Annotated in this window: 17 protein-coding genes; 6 read left to right on the top strand and 11 right to left on the bottom strand. The window is 56.9% G+C overall.

The window, feature by feature from the left end:
- Positions 1–109 precede the first annotated feature (109 nt).
- The 10 genes from ACR0CW_RS09300 to ACR0CW_RS09255 form a co-directional block, all read right to left on the bottom strand.
- Entirely contained in the window at positions 110–889 is a 780-nt protein-coding gene (locus tag ACR0CW_RS09300) for a succinate dehydrogenase iron-sulfur subunit (protein WP_155149866.1), read from the bottom strand.
- Between the two features lie 12 nt (positions 890–901).
- Positions 902–2707, bottom strand: a complete 1806-nt coding sequence (gene sdhA, locus ACR0CW_RS09295; protein ID WP_155149864.1) for a succinate dehydrogenase flavoprotein subunit — start codon at positions 2705–2707, stop codon at positions 902–904.
- 24 nt (positions 2708–2731) lie between these two features.
- Complete coding sequence (gene sdhD, locus ACR0CW_RS09290; RefSeq protein WP_155149862.1) at positions 2732–3103, bottom strand: succinate dehydrogenase, hydrophobic membrane anchor protein; 372 nt, start codon at positions 3101–3103, stop codon at positions 2732–2734.
- A gap of 12 nt (positions 3104–3115) precedes the next feature.
- Entirely contained in the window at positions 3116–3499 is a 384-nt protein-coding gene (gene sdhC, locus ACR0CW_RS09285) for a succinate dehydrogenase, cytochrome b556 subunit (protein ID WP_155149860.1), read from the bottom strand.
- Positions 3500–3714: 215 nt separating this feature from the next.
- Entirely contained in the window at positions 3715–4377 is a 663-nt protein-coding gene (locus ACR0CW_RS09280) for a DUF1194 domain-containing protein (protein ID WP_155149858.1), read from the bottom strand.
- Between the two features lie 45 nt (positions 4378–4422).
- Positions 4423–5121 carry a DUF4344 domain-containing metallopeptidase gene (locus tag ACR0CW_RS09275; RefSeq protein WP_480787567.1) on the bottom strand — a complete coding sequence of 233 codons (699 nt, stop codon included), beginning with the start codon at positions 5119–5121 and terminating at the stop codon, positions 4423–4425.
- Positions 5122–5136: 15 nt separating this feature from the next.
- A complete protein-coding gene (locus tag ACR0CW_RS09270) occupies positions 5137–6165 on the bottom strand; it encodes a MaoC family dehydratase (RefSeq protein WP_480787566.1) in 1029 nt (342 codons plus the stop codon).
- Entirely contained in the window at positions 6165–6371 is a 207-nt protein-coding gene (locus ACR0CW_RS09265) for a DUF1737 domain-containing protein (RefSeq protein WP_170332370.1), read from the bottom strand. The genes ACR0CW_RS09270 and ACR0CW_RS09265 overlap by 1 nt, the downstream gene beginning before the upstream one ends.
- A 12-nt stretch (positions 6372–6383) precedes the next feature.
- Positions 6384–6938, bottom strand: coding sequence for an NnrU family protein (locus ACR0CW_RS09260; protein WP_480787565.1), 555 nt, complete (start codon positions 6936–6938; stop codon positions 6384–6386).
- A gap of 6 nt (positions 6939–6944) precedes the next feature.
- Positions 6945–7802 (bottom strand): HpcH/HpaI aldolase/citrate lyase family protein, encoded by an 858-nt coding sequence (locus ACR0CW_RS09255; protein WP_480787564.1) that lies wholly within the window; start codon positions 7800–7802, stop codon positions 6945–6947.
- A gap of 170 nt (positions 7803–7972) precedes the next feature.
- Here ACR0CW_RS09255 and ACR0CW_RS09250 point away from each other — a divergent pair, with 170 nt between their 5' ends.
- Complete coding sequence (locus tag ACR0CW_RS09250; protein WP_155149846.1) at positions 7973–8272, top strand: hypothetical protein; 300 nt, start codon at positions 7973–7975, stop codon at positions 8270–8272.
- Positions 8273–8275: 3 nt separating this feature from the next.
- Here the strand turns inward: ACR0CW_RS09250 and ACR0CW_RS09245 are convergent, their stop codons facing one another.
- Entirely contained in the window at positions 8276–9031 is a 756-nt protein-coding gene (locus ACR0CW_RS09245; protein ID WP_480787563.1) for a sulfite exporter TauE/SafE family protein, read from the bottom strand.
- A 161-nt stretch (positions 9032–9192) separates the two neighbouring features.
- On the opposite strand from ACR0CW_RS09245, the gene mdh reads away from it, so the two are divergent.
- From mdh to sucD, 5 genes are all read left to right on the top strand, one after another.
- Positions 9193–10155, top strand: a complete 963-nt coding sequence (mdh, locus tag ACR0CW_RS09240) for a malate dehydrogenase (protein ID WP_155149842.1) — start codon at positions 9193–9195, stop codon at positions 10153–10155.
- Positions 10156–10474: 319 nt separating this feature from the next.
- On the top strand, positions 10475–11668 hold the full coding sequence (gene sucC / locus ACR0CW_RS09235) for an ADP-forming succinate--CoA ligase subunit beta (RefSeq protein ID WP_155149840.1): 1194 nt from the start codon (positions 10475–10477) through the stop codon (positions 11666–11668).
- A 5-nt stretch (positions 11669–11673) separates the two neighbouring features.
- Positions 11674–12186 (top strand): hypothetical protein, encoded by a 513-nt coding sequence (locus ACR0CW_RS09230; RefSeq protein WP_480787562.1) that lies wholly within the window; start codon positions 11674–11676, stop codon positions 12184–12186.
- Positions 12187–12314: 128 nt separating this feature from the next.
- Positions 12315–13142, top strand: a complete 828-nt coding sequence (locus ACR0CW_RS09225; RefSeq protein ID WP_480787561.1) for a glycosyltransferase family 25 protein — start codon at positions 12315–12317, stop codon at positions 13140–13142.
- 13 nt (positions 13143–13155) lie between these two features.
- Positions 13156–14037: a succinate--CoA ligase subunit alpha gene (gene sucD / locus ACR0CW_RS09220; protein ID WP_117870362.1), complete on the top strand. Its 882-nt coding sequence runs from the start codon at positions 13156–13158 to the stop codon at positions 14035–14037.
- Positions 14038–14117: the final 80 nt, after the last annotated feature.

Raw genomic sequence — 14117 nt, 5'->3', positions numbered from 1 at the left:
TCCTCCCTGACGCAAACATATGTCGTTTCGGGGAAAGTCGCAGCATACAAGTTTGCAACTGCGTGTTGCACCTGCCGCAATGCGGCAAGTGCATATCCTAACAGGAACATCAGACGGTACGTTCCACCATCATCTTTTTGATCTCAGCGATCGCCTTAGCCGGGTTCAACCCTTTCGGGCAGGTCTTGGCGCAGTTCATGATGGTATGGCAGCGGTAGAGCTTGAACGGATCTTCCAACTCATCCAAACGCTCACCCGTTGCTTCATCGCGCGAGTCGATGATCCAGCGATAGGCATGCAGCAATGCTGCCGGGCCAAGATACCGGTCGCCGTTCCACCAATAGCTCGGGCACGAAGTCGAGCAGCTGGCGCACATCACACATTCATAGAGACCATCCAGCTTCTTGCGGTCCTCGATAGACTGCTTCCACTCTTTCGCGGGGCGATTGGTCTTGGTTTCCAGCCACGGCATGATCGAAGCGTGCTGGGCATAGAAATGGTTCAGATCAGGGATCAGGTCCTTGACCACCGGCATATGCGGCAGCGGGTAAATCTTAACGTCGCCCTTGATCTCATCCATGCCATAGATACAGGCCAGCGTGTTGATCCCATCGATATTCATCGCACAGGATCCGCAAATGCCTTCGCGGCAGGATCGACGGAATGTCAGCGTTGGGTCGATCTCATTCTTGATCTTGATCAGCGCATCCAGAACCATCGGGCCGCATTCGTCCATGTCGACAAAATAGGTGTCGACGCGCGGGTTCTGTCCGTCATCCGGGTTCCAGCGGTAAATCTGGAACTTGCGGACATTGGTCGCGCCTTCCGGCTTGGGCCAGGTTTTGCCCGTTGTGATGCGCGAATTCTTCGGGAGGGTCAGTTGTACCATGTGTTCCTCTCCTTAGAAGGTCCGCGCCTTGGGCGCGATTTTCTTGAGGCTGATGCCGCCTTCGTCCTCGGTGGTCAGCGGGTCGACGATGACCGGACGATAACTCAGTTCAACATTATTGCCGTCAACGTGGCTGATCGTGTGCACGCGCCAGTTTTCGTCATCACGCTCGGTGAAATCCTCATGCGCATGTGCGCCCCGCGATTCCTTGCGGGCCTCAGCACCGACAATCGTGGCCAGGGCGTTGGGCATCAGGTTGGTCAGTTCCAGCGTTTCCATCAGATCGCTGTTCCAGATCAGGCTGCGGTCCGAAACCTTGAGGTCGTCCATCTTGGCCGCAATCGCGGTCATCTTCTTGACGCCATCGGCCATGGTTTCGGCAGTCCGGAAGACCGCAGCGTCAGCCTGCATGGTCTTCTGCATCTCAAGACGCAGCTCGGCAGTTGGGATGGACCCGCTTGCATTTCTGATCGCGTCAAAGCGGTCAAAAGCGTGATCAACCGACGCTTGGTTCAGAACCGGATTTGCTGCTTCGGCATCCACGACCTTGCCGGCCCGAATGGCTGCTGCGCGTCCGAAGACCACCAGGTCGATCAATGAGTTCGAACCCAGGCGGTTCGCACCATGAACCGAGGCACAACCAGCCTCGCCCACGGCCATCAATCCGGGCACGATGGCGGTTGGATCATCGGCTGTTGGGTTCAGCACTTCGCCCCAATAGTTCGTGGGAATACCGCCCATGTTATAGTGCACGGTCGGCAATACCGGGATCGGTTCCTTGGTTACGTCAACACCTGCAAAAATCTTGGCCGACTCTGAGATGCCGGGCAAACGCTCATGCAGCGCTTCAGCGGGAAGGTGGCTCAGGTTCAGGTGGATGTGATCGCCATCCTTACCAACGCCCCTGCCCTCACGGATCTCCATGGTCATCGAGCGCGAGACATAATCGCGTGGCGCAAGGTCTTTGTACTGAGGCGCATAGCGCTCCATGAACCGTTCGCCTTCCGAGTTGGTCAGGTATCCGCCCTCGCCGCGTGCACCTTCGGTGATCAGGCAGCCAGAGCCGTAGATGCCGGTCGGGTGGAACTGAACGAATTCCATATCCTGCAGGGCCAGCCCGGCACGAGCGACCATACCGCCACCGTCACCGGTGCAGGTGTGGGCCGATGTCGCGCTGAAATAGGCGCGGCCGTAACCGCCGGTCGCCAAGACAACCATCTTGGCGTTGAAGACATGCATCGTGCCGTCGTCGAGCTTCCAACAGACAACGCCCTGACACTGCCCGTCTTCGGACATGATCAGGTCGATGGCAAAGTACTCGATGTAGAACTCGGCGTTGTTCTTGAGCGACTGACCATACAGTGTATGCAGGATCGCGTGGCCGGTCCGGTCAGCGGCAGCACATGTCCGCTGCACAGCGGGGCCTTCACCAAATTCAGTGGTGTGTCCACCGAACGGTCGCTGATAGATCTTACCTTCCTCGGTCCGCGAGAACGGAACGCCATAGTGTTCCAGTTCATAAACAGCCTTGGGCGCGTGACGTGCGAGATATTCCATCGCATCGGTATCGCCCAGCCAGTCCGAGCCCTTGACCGTGTCATACATATGCCACTGCCAGTTATCCGGACCCATGTTCGACAAGGATGCCGCGATACCACCCTGAGCGGCCACGGTATGCGAACGGGTTGGGAAAACCTTGGTCACACACGCAGTGCGAAGTCCCTGTTCAGCCATTCCCAGCGTTGCGCGCAGGCCAGCTCCGCCGGCTCCAACAACCACGACGTCATATTCGTGGATTTCGTATTCGTATGTTGTCATCTTACCTGATCCTCTACGCGCATTTTACAGGGCGAGCTTTACGAGGGCGAAAAGCCCTGCAGCGATCAACGTGTAGGAAAACGCCGTAACCGCCATCAGCGTCAGTTTCTCTGCAACGCCGTGCACATAGTCTTCGATTGCAACCTGCGCCTCGCGCATCAGGTGAATGATGACCACTACAAGGGTCAGTCCTGTCACGATCGCGGGGAAGGGTCGGCTGTAATAGGCCAGCACTTCTTCGTATGTTCCGCCGAGGCCGTTGGCAAATGTGATAACAAAAAGCGGAACCAGAATGACCAGCGCTGCCGAGCTGACCATCATTTGCCAATGATGATGCGTGCCCTGCCCTCCGGCACCCATGCCTTCTGCGCGTTTGCGTTCGGTAAGATACTGCATAGCCATCCCTCCTTAGACCGCGACCGCTGTGATCAGGGCCAGAACCGTCGCCAACACAAACATGCCGATACCCAGTTTTTCCGAAACCTGAACATTCAGGCAGTACCCGAGATCCCAGATCAAATGACGAAGACGACCAAGCATGTGATAGAAAAGCGCCCAGGCCGCACCAAACATCACGAGGTCGCCCAGAAAGCTCCGCATCAATCCGTCGATGAAATTGAATGCGCTTTCCGATGTCGCTGCCGCAAGCAGCCACCAGACCACGAGCACGGAAAGAAGCAAAGCCGCAATGCCGGTGATGCGCACCATGATCGAGGACACGGACGTCATTTGCGGACGGTATATCGTCAGATGTGGTGAAAGTGGGCGGTTGCCCCGATTTACATCGGCCATGTTGGCTCCTTTTCGGTTGGCTACCGAACGTTTTACTGTTTTTTGCGACTCTGTCACGCGCTGCAGGTGCAAAAAAGAGCAAAATTGGCCTAAAAGCACCTATAAATCCAAAACGTGATCACACGAAATATTCTCGTGATCACAAATACCATTCCCCCCTTGCAATGTTAGCGTTTTCAATGCCGAAGCATTGTGATCACGAATCTCCTCCTTGGTCACCGCAGGTCCGCTGTTTGTTGCGTAACCTCGCGCAGCAGCTTTTTCCGAATTCTTTCGGGATAGTCGGCGAACCCTGCGGCCGAGACGACGAACGCACCTTCGCCAACAATCACGTTCTCAAAAAAATATGCCGTCAGGTCCGGCTCGCTTTCTTCGATCGCGATCGCATTAACGGTCACACCTCGATGTCGCAAAAGTGCGTGTAGCTCAGAAGGTTCAACACCTTCGTTGGATATTCCATCACCGGAGATGTCGATCAAATGCCTTTTGCATTCCGACACCGCGTCAAAGCTGGCCATTGTGGTTTCCAGAGCTTCTCCAATCGCCGTTGAGAAATTCCGCCACACCCGCGGGTCTGTCGCCACCTGCCCTGCAAACCGGTCCAGCGTTTCAAAACTGTCGATGTAAGTCCAAGGGATTGTCGTTCTCTGACGCGATGCACCGGTCCACTGAACCAGCATGAGCCGCGCCTGCCCCCGCACCAGCGCCTCGGACACCACCGGATCGCGCAATCCTGCGGCCAGGCCATCCATCTGAATGCGATATTCCTTTGTGTCCACCGAGCCCGACACATCAACCGCCAAAGCCAACGCGAGATCGCAGGCGACCGATTGGGTAGCAAACAAAGAAGCAAGAGTTGCTGCACGCAAAATATGCATGCCCCAACCCTAGCACAGATGAATGAAACTCAATTCAAATTCTCATCAGGGGGCAATTTCGCGAAGCCAGCCTTCAAACTCAGAGCAAATCGTGATCTCAGTCCGCTCAAGATCATAATACGCGTTTGCCTCACCGCAGTCCTCAACCGTCACCTTCAAGGTCTGTGGCAAACGGAAGTTCTGGTTCAGGGCGGCAACTTCTTCCGAGATGATCTGTTCGGTCAAACTGGAAGTGCCACCAGTGTAACGAATGGATGTACCCGAACCTTCAATTTCGTCGAACACCGGACCCCAGCTGCTATTGGCCAGATCAAATTCTTCTTCGCAGCTATCCTGACGTTCTTCTGGCAGTTCCAAATCTTCAATCATATCCGATCGCGCATCCATGTCTGCGCCGACGAACAGGCAGACAAGGTTATAATATCGCTGCAAATCGGGTCCGTGTACGTCCCACCATGCTATATCGCTTCCGGCGGCATGTGCCTCACCCAAAAACCCAAAGGCCGCATCATAGGCTATGCTGACTGCATATTCCTCTTCAAAGAAGGCATCAATCAGCAGGATCGACGCGACATCTGCAGCGTCCTCTTCCTGTCCGAACACAGGTAGTTTCAGGATGTCGATCAGCGCATGCCCGAGCTCGTGATAGAAGATCGACAACAGGTTGGCTTCGACAAAATCATCGGTATCAGCCGCAACCGGAGCCGCAATCATCGCAGCGCAAAAGGCAATACGTTTCAACATCTTAATATCTTTGTTCTACTTTGGAACAAGTACCCAGACATCCAGATCCAGCAGCACGTTGGGCAGGTATTTTCCGTTTTCATCCTTCAATTCAAACGGGGCTCCGCCCTTTGTTGCAACCAATCGCAGCCGCAGTGCGCCGACCCCAGGGGTATCTGTGTCGGCCTTATCCAGGACCTCGGACCATGCTTTGACCGTGTCGCCAGCGAAACATGGGTTGGCATGTGCACCGCCGTTCAGACCAACGATCATCTGGGCATTGGCGAGACCGTTGAAAGACAAGGCCCGCGCCATCGAGATGACATGGCCGCCATAAATCAGGCGTCCTTCCGGACGGAATGTCAGGTCAAAATGCACTTTGGCGGTGTTCTGCCACAGACGGGTGGCGAGCATGTGCTCGGCCTCTTCAATTGTCACGCCGTCGACATGATCAATCATTTCGCCTGTTTTGTACTCATCCCAGCGGTGAGATTCGCCGGATTGTACAAAATTGTAGTTTGAGAAATCGAGGCCTTGCGGCACCACCAGATCCGCTGGATCGAGTACCTTTTTCAATTCGGGCACCACTGTTTCCGGTGCAGGTGCGTCGAGGTTCGATTTGCGAACCATGACCCAGCGAACATATTCGATCACCACCTCATCGCGCTGGTTCAGTCCGCGGGTTCGCACCCAAACGACACCGGTTTTCCCGTTCGAATTCTGTTTGAGGCCGATCACCTCGGATTCCGAGCGCAACGTGTCGCCGGGATAGACCGGTTTCAGCCAGCGACCTTCGGCATAACCCAGATTGGCAACCGCGTTCAGAGAGATATCCGGCACCGTCTTGCCAAACACCACATGGAAGGCGGCCAGATCGTCAATCGGGCTTTCAGGCAATCCACAATTCCGGGCGAACTCATCCGAGGAATAAAGCGCGTGGCGCGCAGGATAGAGCGCGTGATAGAGCGCGCGCTCTCCCATAGTGACGGTGCGGGGTACTGCGTGGTGCAGCACCTGTCCGACCGAATAATCCTCGAAGAAGTGACCCGGATTTGTTTTTGCCATTATTGCTGTCCCAGTTTCATGTCGGGTGAATAGTCGGCCTCGACCTCTTTGGTCACGGCCTGCGCGCAGCGCATCATGCGGCTGTTTTCGTCATAGGCGTAGGATGGGTCGCCATACAGCTCCCAGCCTTTTGCCAATGCGTCCGACACTTTGTGGCAGAAGGCGGATGTGTCTTCCTCGGTCAGCAGACGATAGAGTTTTGCCATGGTGTCAGATCCTTATGAAGGGAACGGTGACGGGCCGACCAGCCCGTGAATGTATCCGATGATGCCCATCAGCACGATCGAGGCCACAAAGAACATCGCATCCTTGCCATAGGTCCCGGGTTCGCCGGGCGTCCAGTCGGGCTCGGATTTGTTGATCACGATCACTTCGACCACAGCCCAGGCCAACAACCCGCCAAACAGGATGATCGAAGCCAGATCGCCATTCACCAGAAGATGCGCAAAGGCCCATAGTTTGAACCCACCAAGCATCGGGTGGCGCATCTTGTTCAAAACACGCCCTTTGGTTCCGGCGGGGCTCAACATGAAGATCGCGATCAACACCAGCAGGTTGTTGATGTGAATCATAAAGGTCGGCGGGGCCCAGACATAGATGAAGTCGGTCATGCGATAACCGAAAATCATCAACAGGATCGACGCCACCAGCGCCAGCGCGACCACGCCCTTGCCGGCATCGCCCATCGCAGCGCGTCGTTCAGGCATCACGCGTTTGAACAGGTGCGCGGCCCACCATAGTGCCACACCGAGAATCAGAAGAACAAAGCCCATGCTGGCTTACCCCGCTTGCAAAGCTGTAATTGCCTCCGCTTTTGCCAGAATTTCGCGGGCAGTTACAACGTGCAGGTTCTCTACGATCTTGCCGTCAACAACAGCCACGCCCTGCCCCAGTGCTTCGACCTCTTCGAACGCGGCGATCTGACGACGCGCCAGATCAATCTCGGAATCGGATGGGGCAAAGGCCGCATTGGTGACATCCACCTGCGCGGGATGGATCAGGGTCTTGCCGTCAAAGCCCATATCGCGCCCTTGTGCGCATTCTGCAGCCAGCCCTTCTTCATCCTTGAAGGCGTTGTAAACACCATCGACGATGATCAGACCTTCAGCCTTTGCCGCCAACAGGCACAGGCCCAGCGAGGTCATCAGAGGAACGCGGTCGGGGCGGAAACGGGTTTGCAGTTCCTTGGCCAGATCGTTGGTTCCCATGACGAAACCGGCCATCAGTGGATGTGCCGCAATCGCTGCCGCGTTCAGCATTCCGCGCGGGGTTTCCATCATCGCCCAGATTGGCATGTCGCCAGTGATAGCAGCCAGGGCATCAACATCGGCAGCACTTCCGACCTTGGGCAGCAGAACAACGTCTGCGTCCATCTCGCGCACCGCTTTGGCATCCGCGCGACCCCATTCGGTATCCAGCCCGTTGATTCGCACGATCTTGACGCGTGATCCGTATCCGCCTGCAGACAATGCAGCCTTGAGCGTCTCGCGCGCATTGTCTTTTTCATCTGCTGCGACGGCATCTTCGAGATCGAAAATGATCGCATCCACAGGCAGGTTGCGCGCTTTTTCCAACGCCCGCTCTTTCGAGCCGGGAATATACAGAACCGAACGATATGGGCGCTGACGCGGGTCCATGGGCTTCTCCCATTGAAATAATGTTGCGCGGAATGGGGCATTTTTTGTCGGAAAGTTCAAGCGCAAAATCGCCGCAACGCAGCATTCGGGACGCAACGTGCGTTCTCTTAACCGAATTTCGGTCTGGTCACGGTAGCCTGAATGCCAGTTGGGATCGAAAGGGGTCAGAGATGAAAAAGACGCTGTTCAAGATGACGATGGGCCTTGGAATAATGGTTCTGGCCGCGCAGCAGGTTCACGCCCGCAATTGTGCGCCACGGGATGAAGTGATCAAGCGTTTGACCGAAACCTATGGCGAAACCCGTCAGGGAATTGGCATCGCGCGCCGGGGCGCGGTGATGGAGGTTTATGCCTCGGACCAAAGCGGAAGCTGGACGATCACGGTGACGTTGCCGGATGGGATGACCTGCCTGGTGGCCTCGGGTCAGGCCTATGAGGCGATGGCCGAAGTACTGCCGCCGAATGTGTAATGCTCAGGTCAGCGCGTCCCAGATCAGCTTGCTGCCGGTCAAGGTCAGCAGGACATAGGCGATGCCAAAAAACAGGCGTTCGGACAGCATGAAATGTGCCCGTACGCCCAGCCAGGCACCCAGAATCGCAAACGGCGTCAGCAGCAAATCGGCCCATGCCGTATGCCATGTGAACATCCCCAGATAGGCATAAGGCACGAATTTCGCGATGTTGATGACCCAGAAAACCAGCACTGTGGTGGCCTGAAATTCGGTCTTCGACAGGCGTTGCGACAGCAGATAGACAGCGGCGGGAGGGCCACCTGCATGGCTGACGAAACTGGTGAATCCGGCAACCAGCCCGGCAAACAAACCTGCAGGAGGCGGCAACCGGTTGGCAAAGCCGCGCACCCAACCTTTGGTCTGCGCGATGTGCCAGACGACAAAGCCGACAGATATCCCGCCAATCAGCAGACGCAACAGATCATCATCGGTCGCGCGATAGAGCCACGCGCCCAGCACCACACCCGGCACGGCACCGAGCATCAGCAATCGGGAATCCGCCCAGCTCCAGCGTTTCCAATAGGGTCCCAGCGTCGCCACATCGATGACCATCAGGATCGGAAGCATCAGGGCAAGTGCCTGTCCGGGTTCCAAAATCAGCGCCAGAATCGAAGAGGACGCAAAGGCCACGCCGGACCCGAACCCGCCCTTCGAAATGCCTGCAAAGATCACGGCCGGGATCGCCACAGCAAAAAACATCAGGTTCAATTCGAACATGGCCCGGCCCCGGAAACGGCTTGTTTCGCAAGCCCTTTAGCGCAACCAGCATGACACTTGCAAACGGTATGCGGTCGCATGCCGCGTCGCAGAACCCTTGCACGATGCCGTTTTAACGACTAGCAAAACCGCGATTTCAAAACCGACCGGAGATATTCCAAATGGCCAGACCCAAGATTGCGCTGATCGGCGCGGGGAACATCGGCGGCACGCTTGCGCATCTTGCAGCTGTCAAAGAACTGGGTGACGTTGTCCTCTTCGACATCGCTGACGGGCTGCCGCAGGGCAAAGCGCTCGACATCGCTGAATCCGGCCCCTCCGAAGGGTTCGATGCGTCCATGTCCGGCACCAGCGATTATGCCGACATCGCAGGCGCAGATGTTTGCATCGTCACCGCCGGCGTTGCGCGTAAACCGGGCATGAGCCGCGATGACCTGCTGGGCATCAACCTGAAAGTCATGAAGTCGGTTGGCGAAGGCATCGCAGCCCACGCACCCGACGCATTCGTGATCTGCATCACCAACCCACTGGATGCGATGGTCTGGGCTCTGCGCGAATTCTCGGGTCTGCCGCACAACAAAGTCTGCGGCATGGCAGGCGTTCTGGACTCGGCACGTTTCGCACACTTCCTGTCGGAAGAGTTCAACGTTTCGATGCGCGACGTCACCGCTTTCGTTCTGGGCGGCCACGGCGACACGATGGTGCCTTCGGTCCGTTACTCAACCGTTGCCGGTATCCCGCTGCCCGATCTGGTCGAGATGGGCTGGACCACGCAGGACAAGCTGGACGCTATCGTTCAGCGTACCCGTGACGGCGGTGCAGAGATCGTTGGCCTGCTGAAAACCGGTTCGGCCTACTACGCGCCTGCTACTTCGGCGATCGAAATGGCCGAAGCTTATCTGAAAGACCAGAAGCGCGTACTGCCTTGCGCCGCATACTGCAGCGGCGAGCTGGGTGTTGACGGTCTCTATGTCGGCGTTCCGACCGTGATCGGTGCCGGTGGCGTCGAGCGGATCGTGGACATCAAGCTGAACGAAGACGAGCAGGCCGGTTTCGACAACTCGGTCAACGCAGTCAAAGGCTTGATCGAAGCATGCAAGGGCATCGACAGCTCGCTGGCGTAAGTCCAACGACCAAGCATTCTGAGACCGGCCCTGATTTGGGCCGGTTTTCTTTTGGCAGCATCAGTCCCGATCAATGCGCGGGTCGTGAATGTTGGCGCAAACGCCGCAAATGCCTTTTTTGAATGTGTTTTCTCATGCAGTATCCGGGCATTCGAATCAAATCCAACCCTCGCGACACTTTGTGATCACACCCAAAAAACCTGTGATCACAAATACTGAAAATCTTCGTGAAAAACCTCTTTTTCATCAAAAAACCCTTTAAACTTACCCGCTAGACACGCCTATATCGGTTAAATCGCAGTCAGACGGGACAGTTTCGATGAACATTCACGAATATCAGGCCAAAGCCCTCCTTCGCAGCTATGGCGCACCGGTGTCCGATGGTCGCGCCGTGTTGCGCGCCGAAGAAGCCAAAACCGCAGCAGGTGAGCTGGACGGCCCGCTTTGGGTTGTCAAAGCACAGATCCACGCAGGTGGTCGCGGCAAGGGTTCGTTCAAAGAGGCCGATGCCGGTGAAAAGGGCGGCGTTCGTCTGACCAAGTCGGTTGAAGAAGCCGCTGAAGAAGCCAAAAAGATGCTGGGCCGCACACTGGTCACACATCAGACCGGTCCGGCAGGCAAGCAGGTCAACCGCATCTACATCGAAGCCGGTTCCGGTATCGAACGCGAACTGTATCTGGCGCTGCTTGTCGATCGTCAGACCAGCCGCATCTCGTTCGTCTGCTCGACCGAAGGCGGCATGGACATCGAAGAAGTTGCCGCTGAAACCCCTGAGAAGATCCTGTCCTTCTCAGTTGATCCGGCAACCGGATATCAGCCTTACCATGGCCGCCGCATTGCGTTCTCGCTGGGTCTGGAAGGTGCGCAGGTCAAGCAATGCGTCAAGCTGATGGGTCAGCTGTACAAGGCCTTCGTCGAGAAGGACATGGAGATGCTGGAGATCAACCCGCTGATCGTGGCCGAAGGCGGCGACCTGAAGGTACTGGACGCTAAGCTGGGCTTTGACGGCAACGCGGTCTACCGCCACCCCGACATCGCCGAACTGCGCGACACCACCGAGGAAGACCCCAAGGAATTGGAAGCCTCCAAGTACGACCTGAACTACATCGCGCTGGATGGCGAGATCGGCTGCATGGTCAACGGTGCCGGTCTGGCGATGGCGACGATGGACATCATCAAGCTGTACGGTGCCGAGCCTGCCAACTTCCTCGACGTGGGTGGCGGCGCGACCAAAGAGAAAGTGACCGAGGCGTTCAAGATCATCACCTCGGACCCGCAGGTCAAAGGCATTCTGGTCAACATCTTCGGCGGCATCATGCGCTGTGACGTGATCGCCGAGGGCGTTGTGGCCGCTGTGAAAGAAGTTGGTCTGAAAGTACCGCTGGTCGTCCGTTTGGAAGGCACGAATGTCGAGAAAGGCAAAGAGATCATCAACAATTCGGGTCTGGACGTGATTGCGGCGGACAACCTGAAAGACGGTGCTGAGAAGATCGTGAAGGCGGTTAAGGGTTGAGGCAAGTGACCGTCGGTTTTCGTCATTCCCTTGTAGCTGCTTGTCTGATTTTGATGTCAGCGCTCTTCGCTTCTTCAGCCTCAGCTCAAGACCTCGAACCAGGCACCAAAGGCTTGGGCTTGGAGGATGCCGCAAACCTGTTTATCGATGTCTGCGCTAAAACTTATCCGAACTTTCGTAAGGCTAAGAAAGTGCTTGCCCAAAACGGGTTTCAAGCTCACTCGAAAACGGGAACGTTTTACGATGGCAAGCGAGATGTGTCTTTTAAACTGACACGTAGCTCGTCTGGCAAAGTTTGCTCCATGGTTTTTTCGTCGAAAGAGAAACCAGAGGAACTCGGTCTGCTACTTGCAGTAGGAAGCACGCAAGGAACTGACAGGAATGCGAAAATCGACGTCGATCCGAACACGTTCGCGACTCGAACAAACTCGCGCGGAGGTTCAGTTATGAACTTTACACCCACGTTCGTGAACAACGGCAAACAGTACTTTCGTGCATCATTGAGCGCATCTAACTGACAAGGAGACTCCACAAAATGGCAGTCCTCATCGACGAAAATGTCAAAGTGATCTGTAAGGGCTTTACCGGCTCTCAAAATAGATTGCGCTGGATGCGGACTGCCTGATCTGACTGGAAACGTAACCCCATGAGCATCCCAATCTTCCTCATAGGCCTCGAACGCGCCACCGGGCGGGCGCGTTTGATGGAACAGGAACTGCAAAAGGCAGGCCTGTCGGCAACGCGGGTCAATGCAGTCGACTGCGATGCCGCAACCCGCGAGGATTTTCTGCGCGATTGCAGCAGCGAAGGACCGTGGGGGTATTTTCAGACCAAGGACATGGCCTGCACGCTGAGTCATGCCAAGGCGTGGGAAGCGGTGATTGCCTCAGGGGCCGAGCAGGCGTTGATTCTGGAAGATGACGTGTTCCTGACGCCTGAACTGGCGACATGGCTCAACGATCCGTCCTGGTGGCCCGAGGATGCGGATATCGTTCGGTTCGAACGCTGGCGCAGCACCAAGCTGTATGTGGCGCTCGGGCGGAATCGCCAATCCCATCTGGGGCGCGAGATCCGGCTTATGAAGTCGCGGCACCCCGGTGGCGCGGCCTATGCCCTGACCCGCAAGGCGGCGCAGCACTTTCTGGCGCAGAAGCCGTTTGACATCACGCTGGATGGCCTGCTGTTCAACCCGTCGGCATCGGCCGCCGCGCGGCAGATCAATATCTATCAGGTGATCCCCGCTATGGTCGAACAGGGCAATGAGGCGCCCGGCGAACATCAGATGGGCTCGCCGCGCCATCGCCCCAAGGGCTGGCCCCTGCTGCGCCAGAAGATCCGACGCGGCATTGTCGAAATCGATGGTGGGGCCCGCACCATCGCAAATCTGGCGCTTGGTCGCGCCACGCTCGAAAAAATTACTTACGCGCCGCAGGTTCTGCCGGACGCGCAACCCAATCAAACCAGCATCGCCTAAGGAAAGGGACAACATGGCAGTCCTCATCGACGAAAACACCAAGGTCATCTGTCAGGGCTTCACCGGCTCGCAGGGTACATTCCACTCTGAACAGGCCATCGCCTATGGCACCAAGATGGTCGGCGGTGTAACCCCCGGCAAAGGCGGAATGGAGCATCTGGGCCTGCCCGTGTTCAACTCGGTCCACGAAGCCAAGCATGTGACCGAAGCCAATGCCAGCGTGATCTACGTTCCTCCGCCCTTCGCGGCAGACTCGATCCTCGAAGCGATTGACGCCGAGATGGAAGTGATCGTTTGCATCACCGAAGGCATCCCGGTTCTGGACATGATGAAGGTGAAGCGCGCGCTGGAAGGCTCAAGCTCGCGTCTGATCGGCCCGAACTGCCCCGGTGTCATCACGCCGGATGCCTGCAAGATCGGCATCATGCCCGGCCACATCCACAAGCGCGGCTCGGTCGGTGTTGTGTCGCGTTCCGGCACCCTGACTTATGAGGCCGTGAAACAAACAACTGACGTAGGACTGGGCCAGTCCACCTGTGTGGGCATCGGCGGTGACCCGATCAAAGGCACCGAGCATATCGACGTGCTGGAGTGGTTCTTGGCGGATGACGAGACCGAGTCGATCATCATGATCGGTGAGATCGGTGGCTCGGCCGAGGAAGAAGCCGCTCAATTCCTGGCGGATGAGGCCAAGAAGGGCCGCAAGAAGCCGACCGCCGGTTTCATCGCAGGCCGCACAGCCCCTCCGGGCCGCCGCATGGGCCACGCGGGCGCCATTGTCGCCGGCGGTAAGGGCGGTGCCGAGGACAAGATCGAAGCCATGCGCTCGGCCGGTATCGTCGTGGCCGAAAGCCCGGCGCAGCTGGGTGAGGCTGTGCTGGAAGCGATTGGGTAATGGCAATCCGTCCCTCCAAAAGCGCTGAACGCAGTGCGCAACCCTGGGTGGGAGCTGAAAGCACCTTCCCGGGGGGAGGG

It is taken from the genome of Ruegeria sp. CH6 (genome assembly GCF_056537005.1).
Note: the sequence above shows the minus strand (reverse complement) of the source record. Positions and strands in the feature narration are given on the sequence as shown.

Excerpts from the sequence above, each read along its gene's own strand:
- ACR0CW_RS09255 (WP_480787564.1), bottom strand. The coding sequence starts at position 7,802 with ATGGACCCGCGTCAGCGCCCATATCGTTCGGTTCTGTATATTCCCGGC.
- sdhA (WP_155149864.1), bottom strand. The coding sequence starts at position 2,707 with ATGACAACATACGAATACGAAATCCACGAATATGACGTCGTGGTTGTT.
- mdh (WP_155149842.1), top strand. The coding sequence starts at position 9,193 with ATGGCCAGACCCAAGATTGCGCTGATCGGCGCGGGGAACATCGGCGGC.
- sdhC (WP_155149860.1), bottom strand. The coding sequence starts at position 3,499 with ATGGCCGATGTAAATCGGGGCAACCGCCCACTTTCACCACATCTGACG.
- sucC (WP_155149840.1), top strand. The coding sequence starts at position 10,475 with ATGAACATTCACGAATATCAGGCCAAAGCCCTCCTTCGCAGCTATGGC.
- ACR0CW_RS09275 (WP_480787567.1), bottom strand. The coding sequence starts at position 5,121 with ATGTTGAAACGTATTGCCTTTTGCGCTGCGATGATTGCGGCTCCGGTT.
- sucD (WP_117870362.1), top strand. The coding sequence starts at position 13,156 with ATGGCAGTCCTCATCGACGAAAACACCAAGGTCATCTGTCAGGGCTTC.
- ACR0CW_RS09225 (WP_480787561.1), top strand. The coding sequence starts at position 12,315 with ATGAGCATCCCAATCTTCCTCATAGGCCTCGAACGCGCCACCGGGCGG.
- ACR0CW_RS09265 (WP_170332370.1), bottom strand. The coding sequence starts at position 6,371 with ATGGCAAAACTCTATCGTCTGCTGACCGAGGAAGACACATCCGCCTTC.
- ACR0CW_RS09260 (WP_480787565.1), bottom strand. The coding sequence starts at position 6,938 with ATGGGCTTTGTTCTTCTGATTCTCGGTGTGGCACTATGGTGGGCCGCG.
- ACR0CW_RS09250 (WP_155149846.1), top strand. The coding sequence starts at position 7,973 with ATGAAAAAGACGCTGTTCAAGATGACGATGGGCCTTGGAATAATGGTT.
- ACR0CW_RS09300 (WP_155149866.1), bottom strand. The coding sequence starts at position 889 with ATGGTACAACTGACCCTCCCGAAGAATTCGCGCATCACAACGGGCAAA.
- sdhD (WP_155149862.1), bottom strand. The coding sequence starts at position 3,103 with ATGCAGTATCTTACCGAACGCAAACGCGCAGAAGGCATGGGTGCCGGA.
- ACR0CW_RS09280 (WP_155149858.1), bottom strand. The coding sequence starts at position 4,377 with ATGCATATTTTGCGTGCAGCAACTCTTGCTTCTTTGTTTGCTACCCAA.
- ACR0CW_RS09270 (WP_480787566.1), bottom strand. The coding sequence starts at position 6,165 with ATGGCAAAAACAAATCCGGGTCACTTCTTCGAGGATTATTCGGTCGGA.
- ACR0CW_RS09245 (WP_480787563.1), bottom strand. The coding sequence starts at position 9,031 with ATGTTCGAATTGAACCTGATGTTTTTTGCTGTGGCGATCCCGGCCGTG.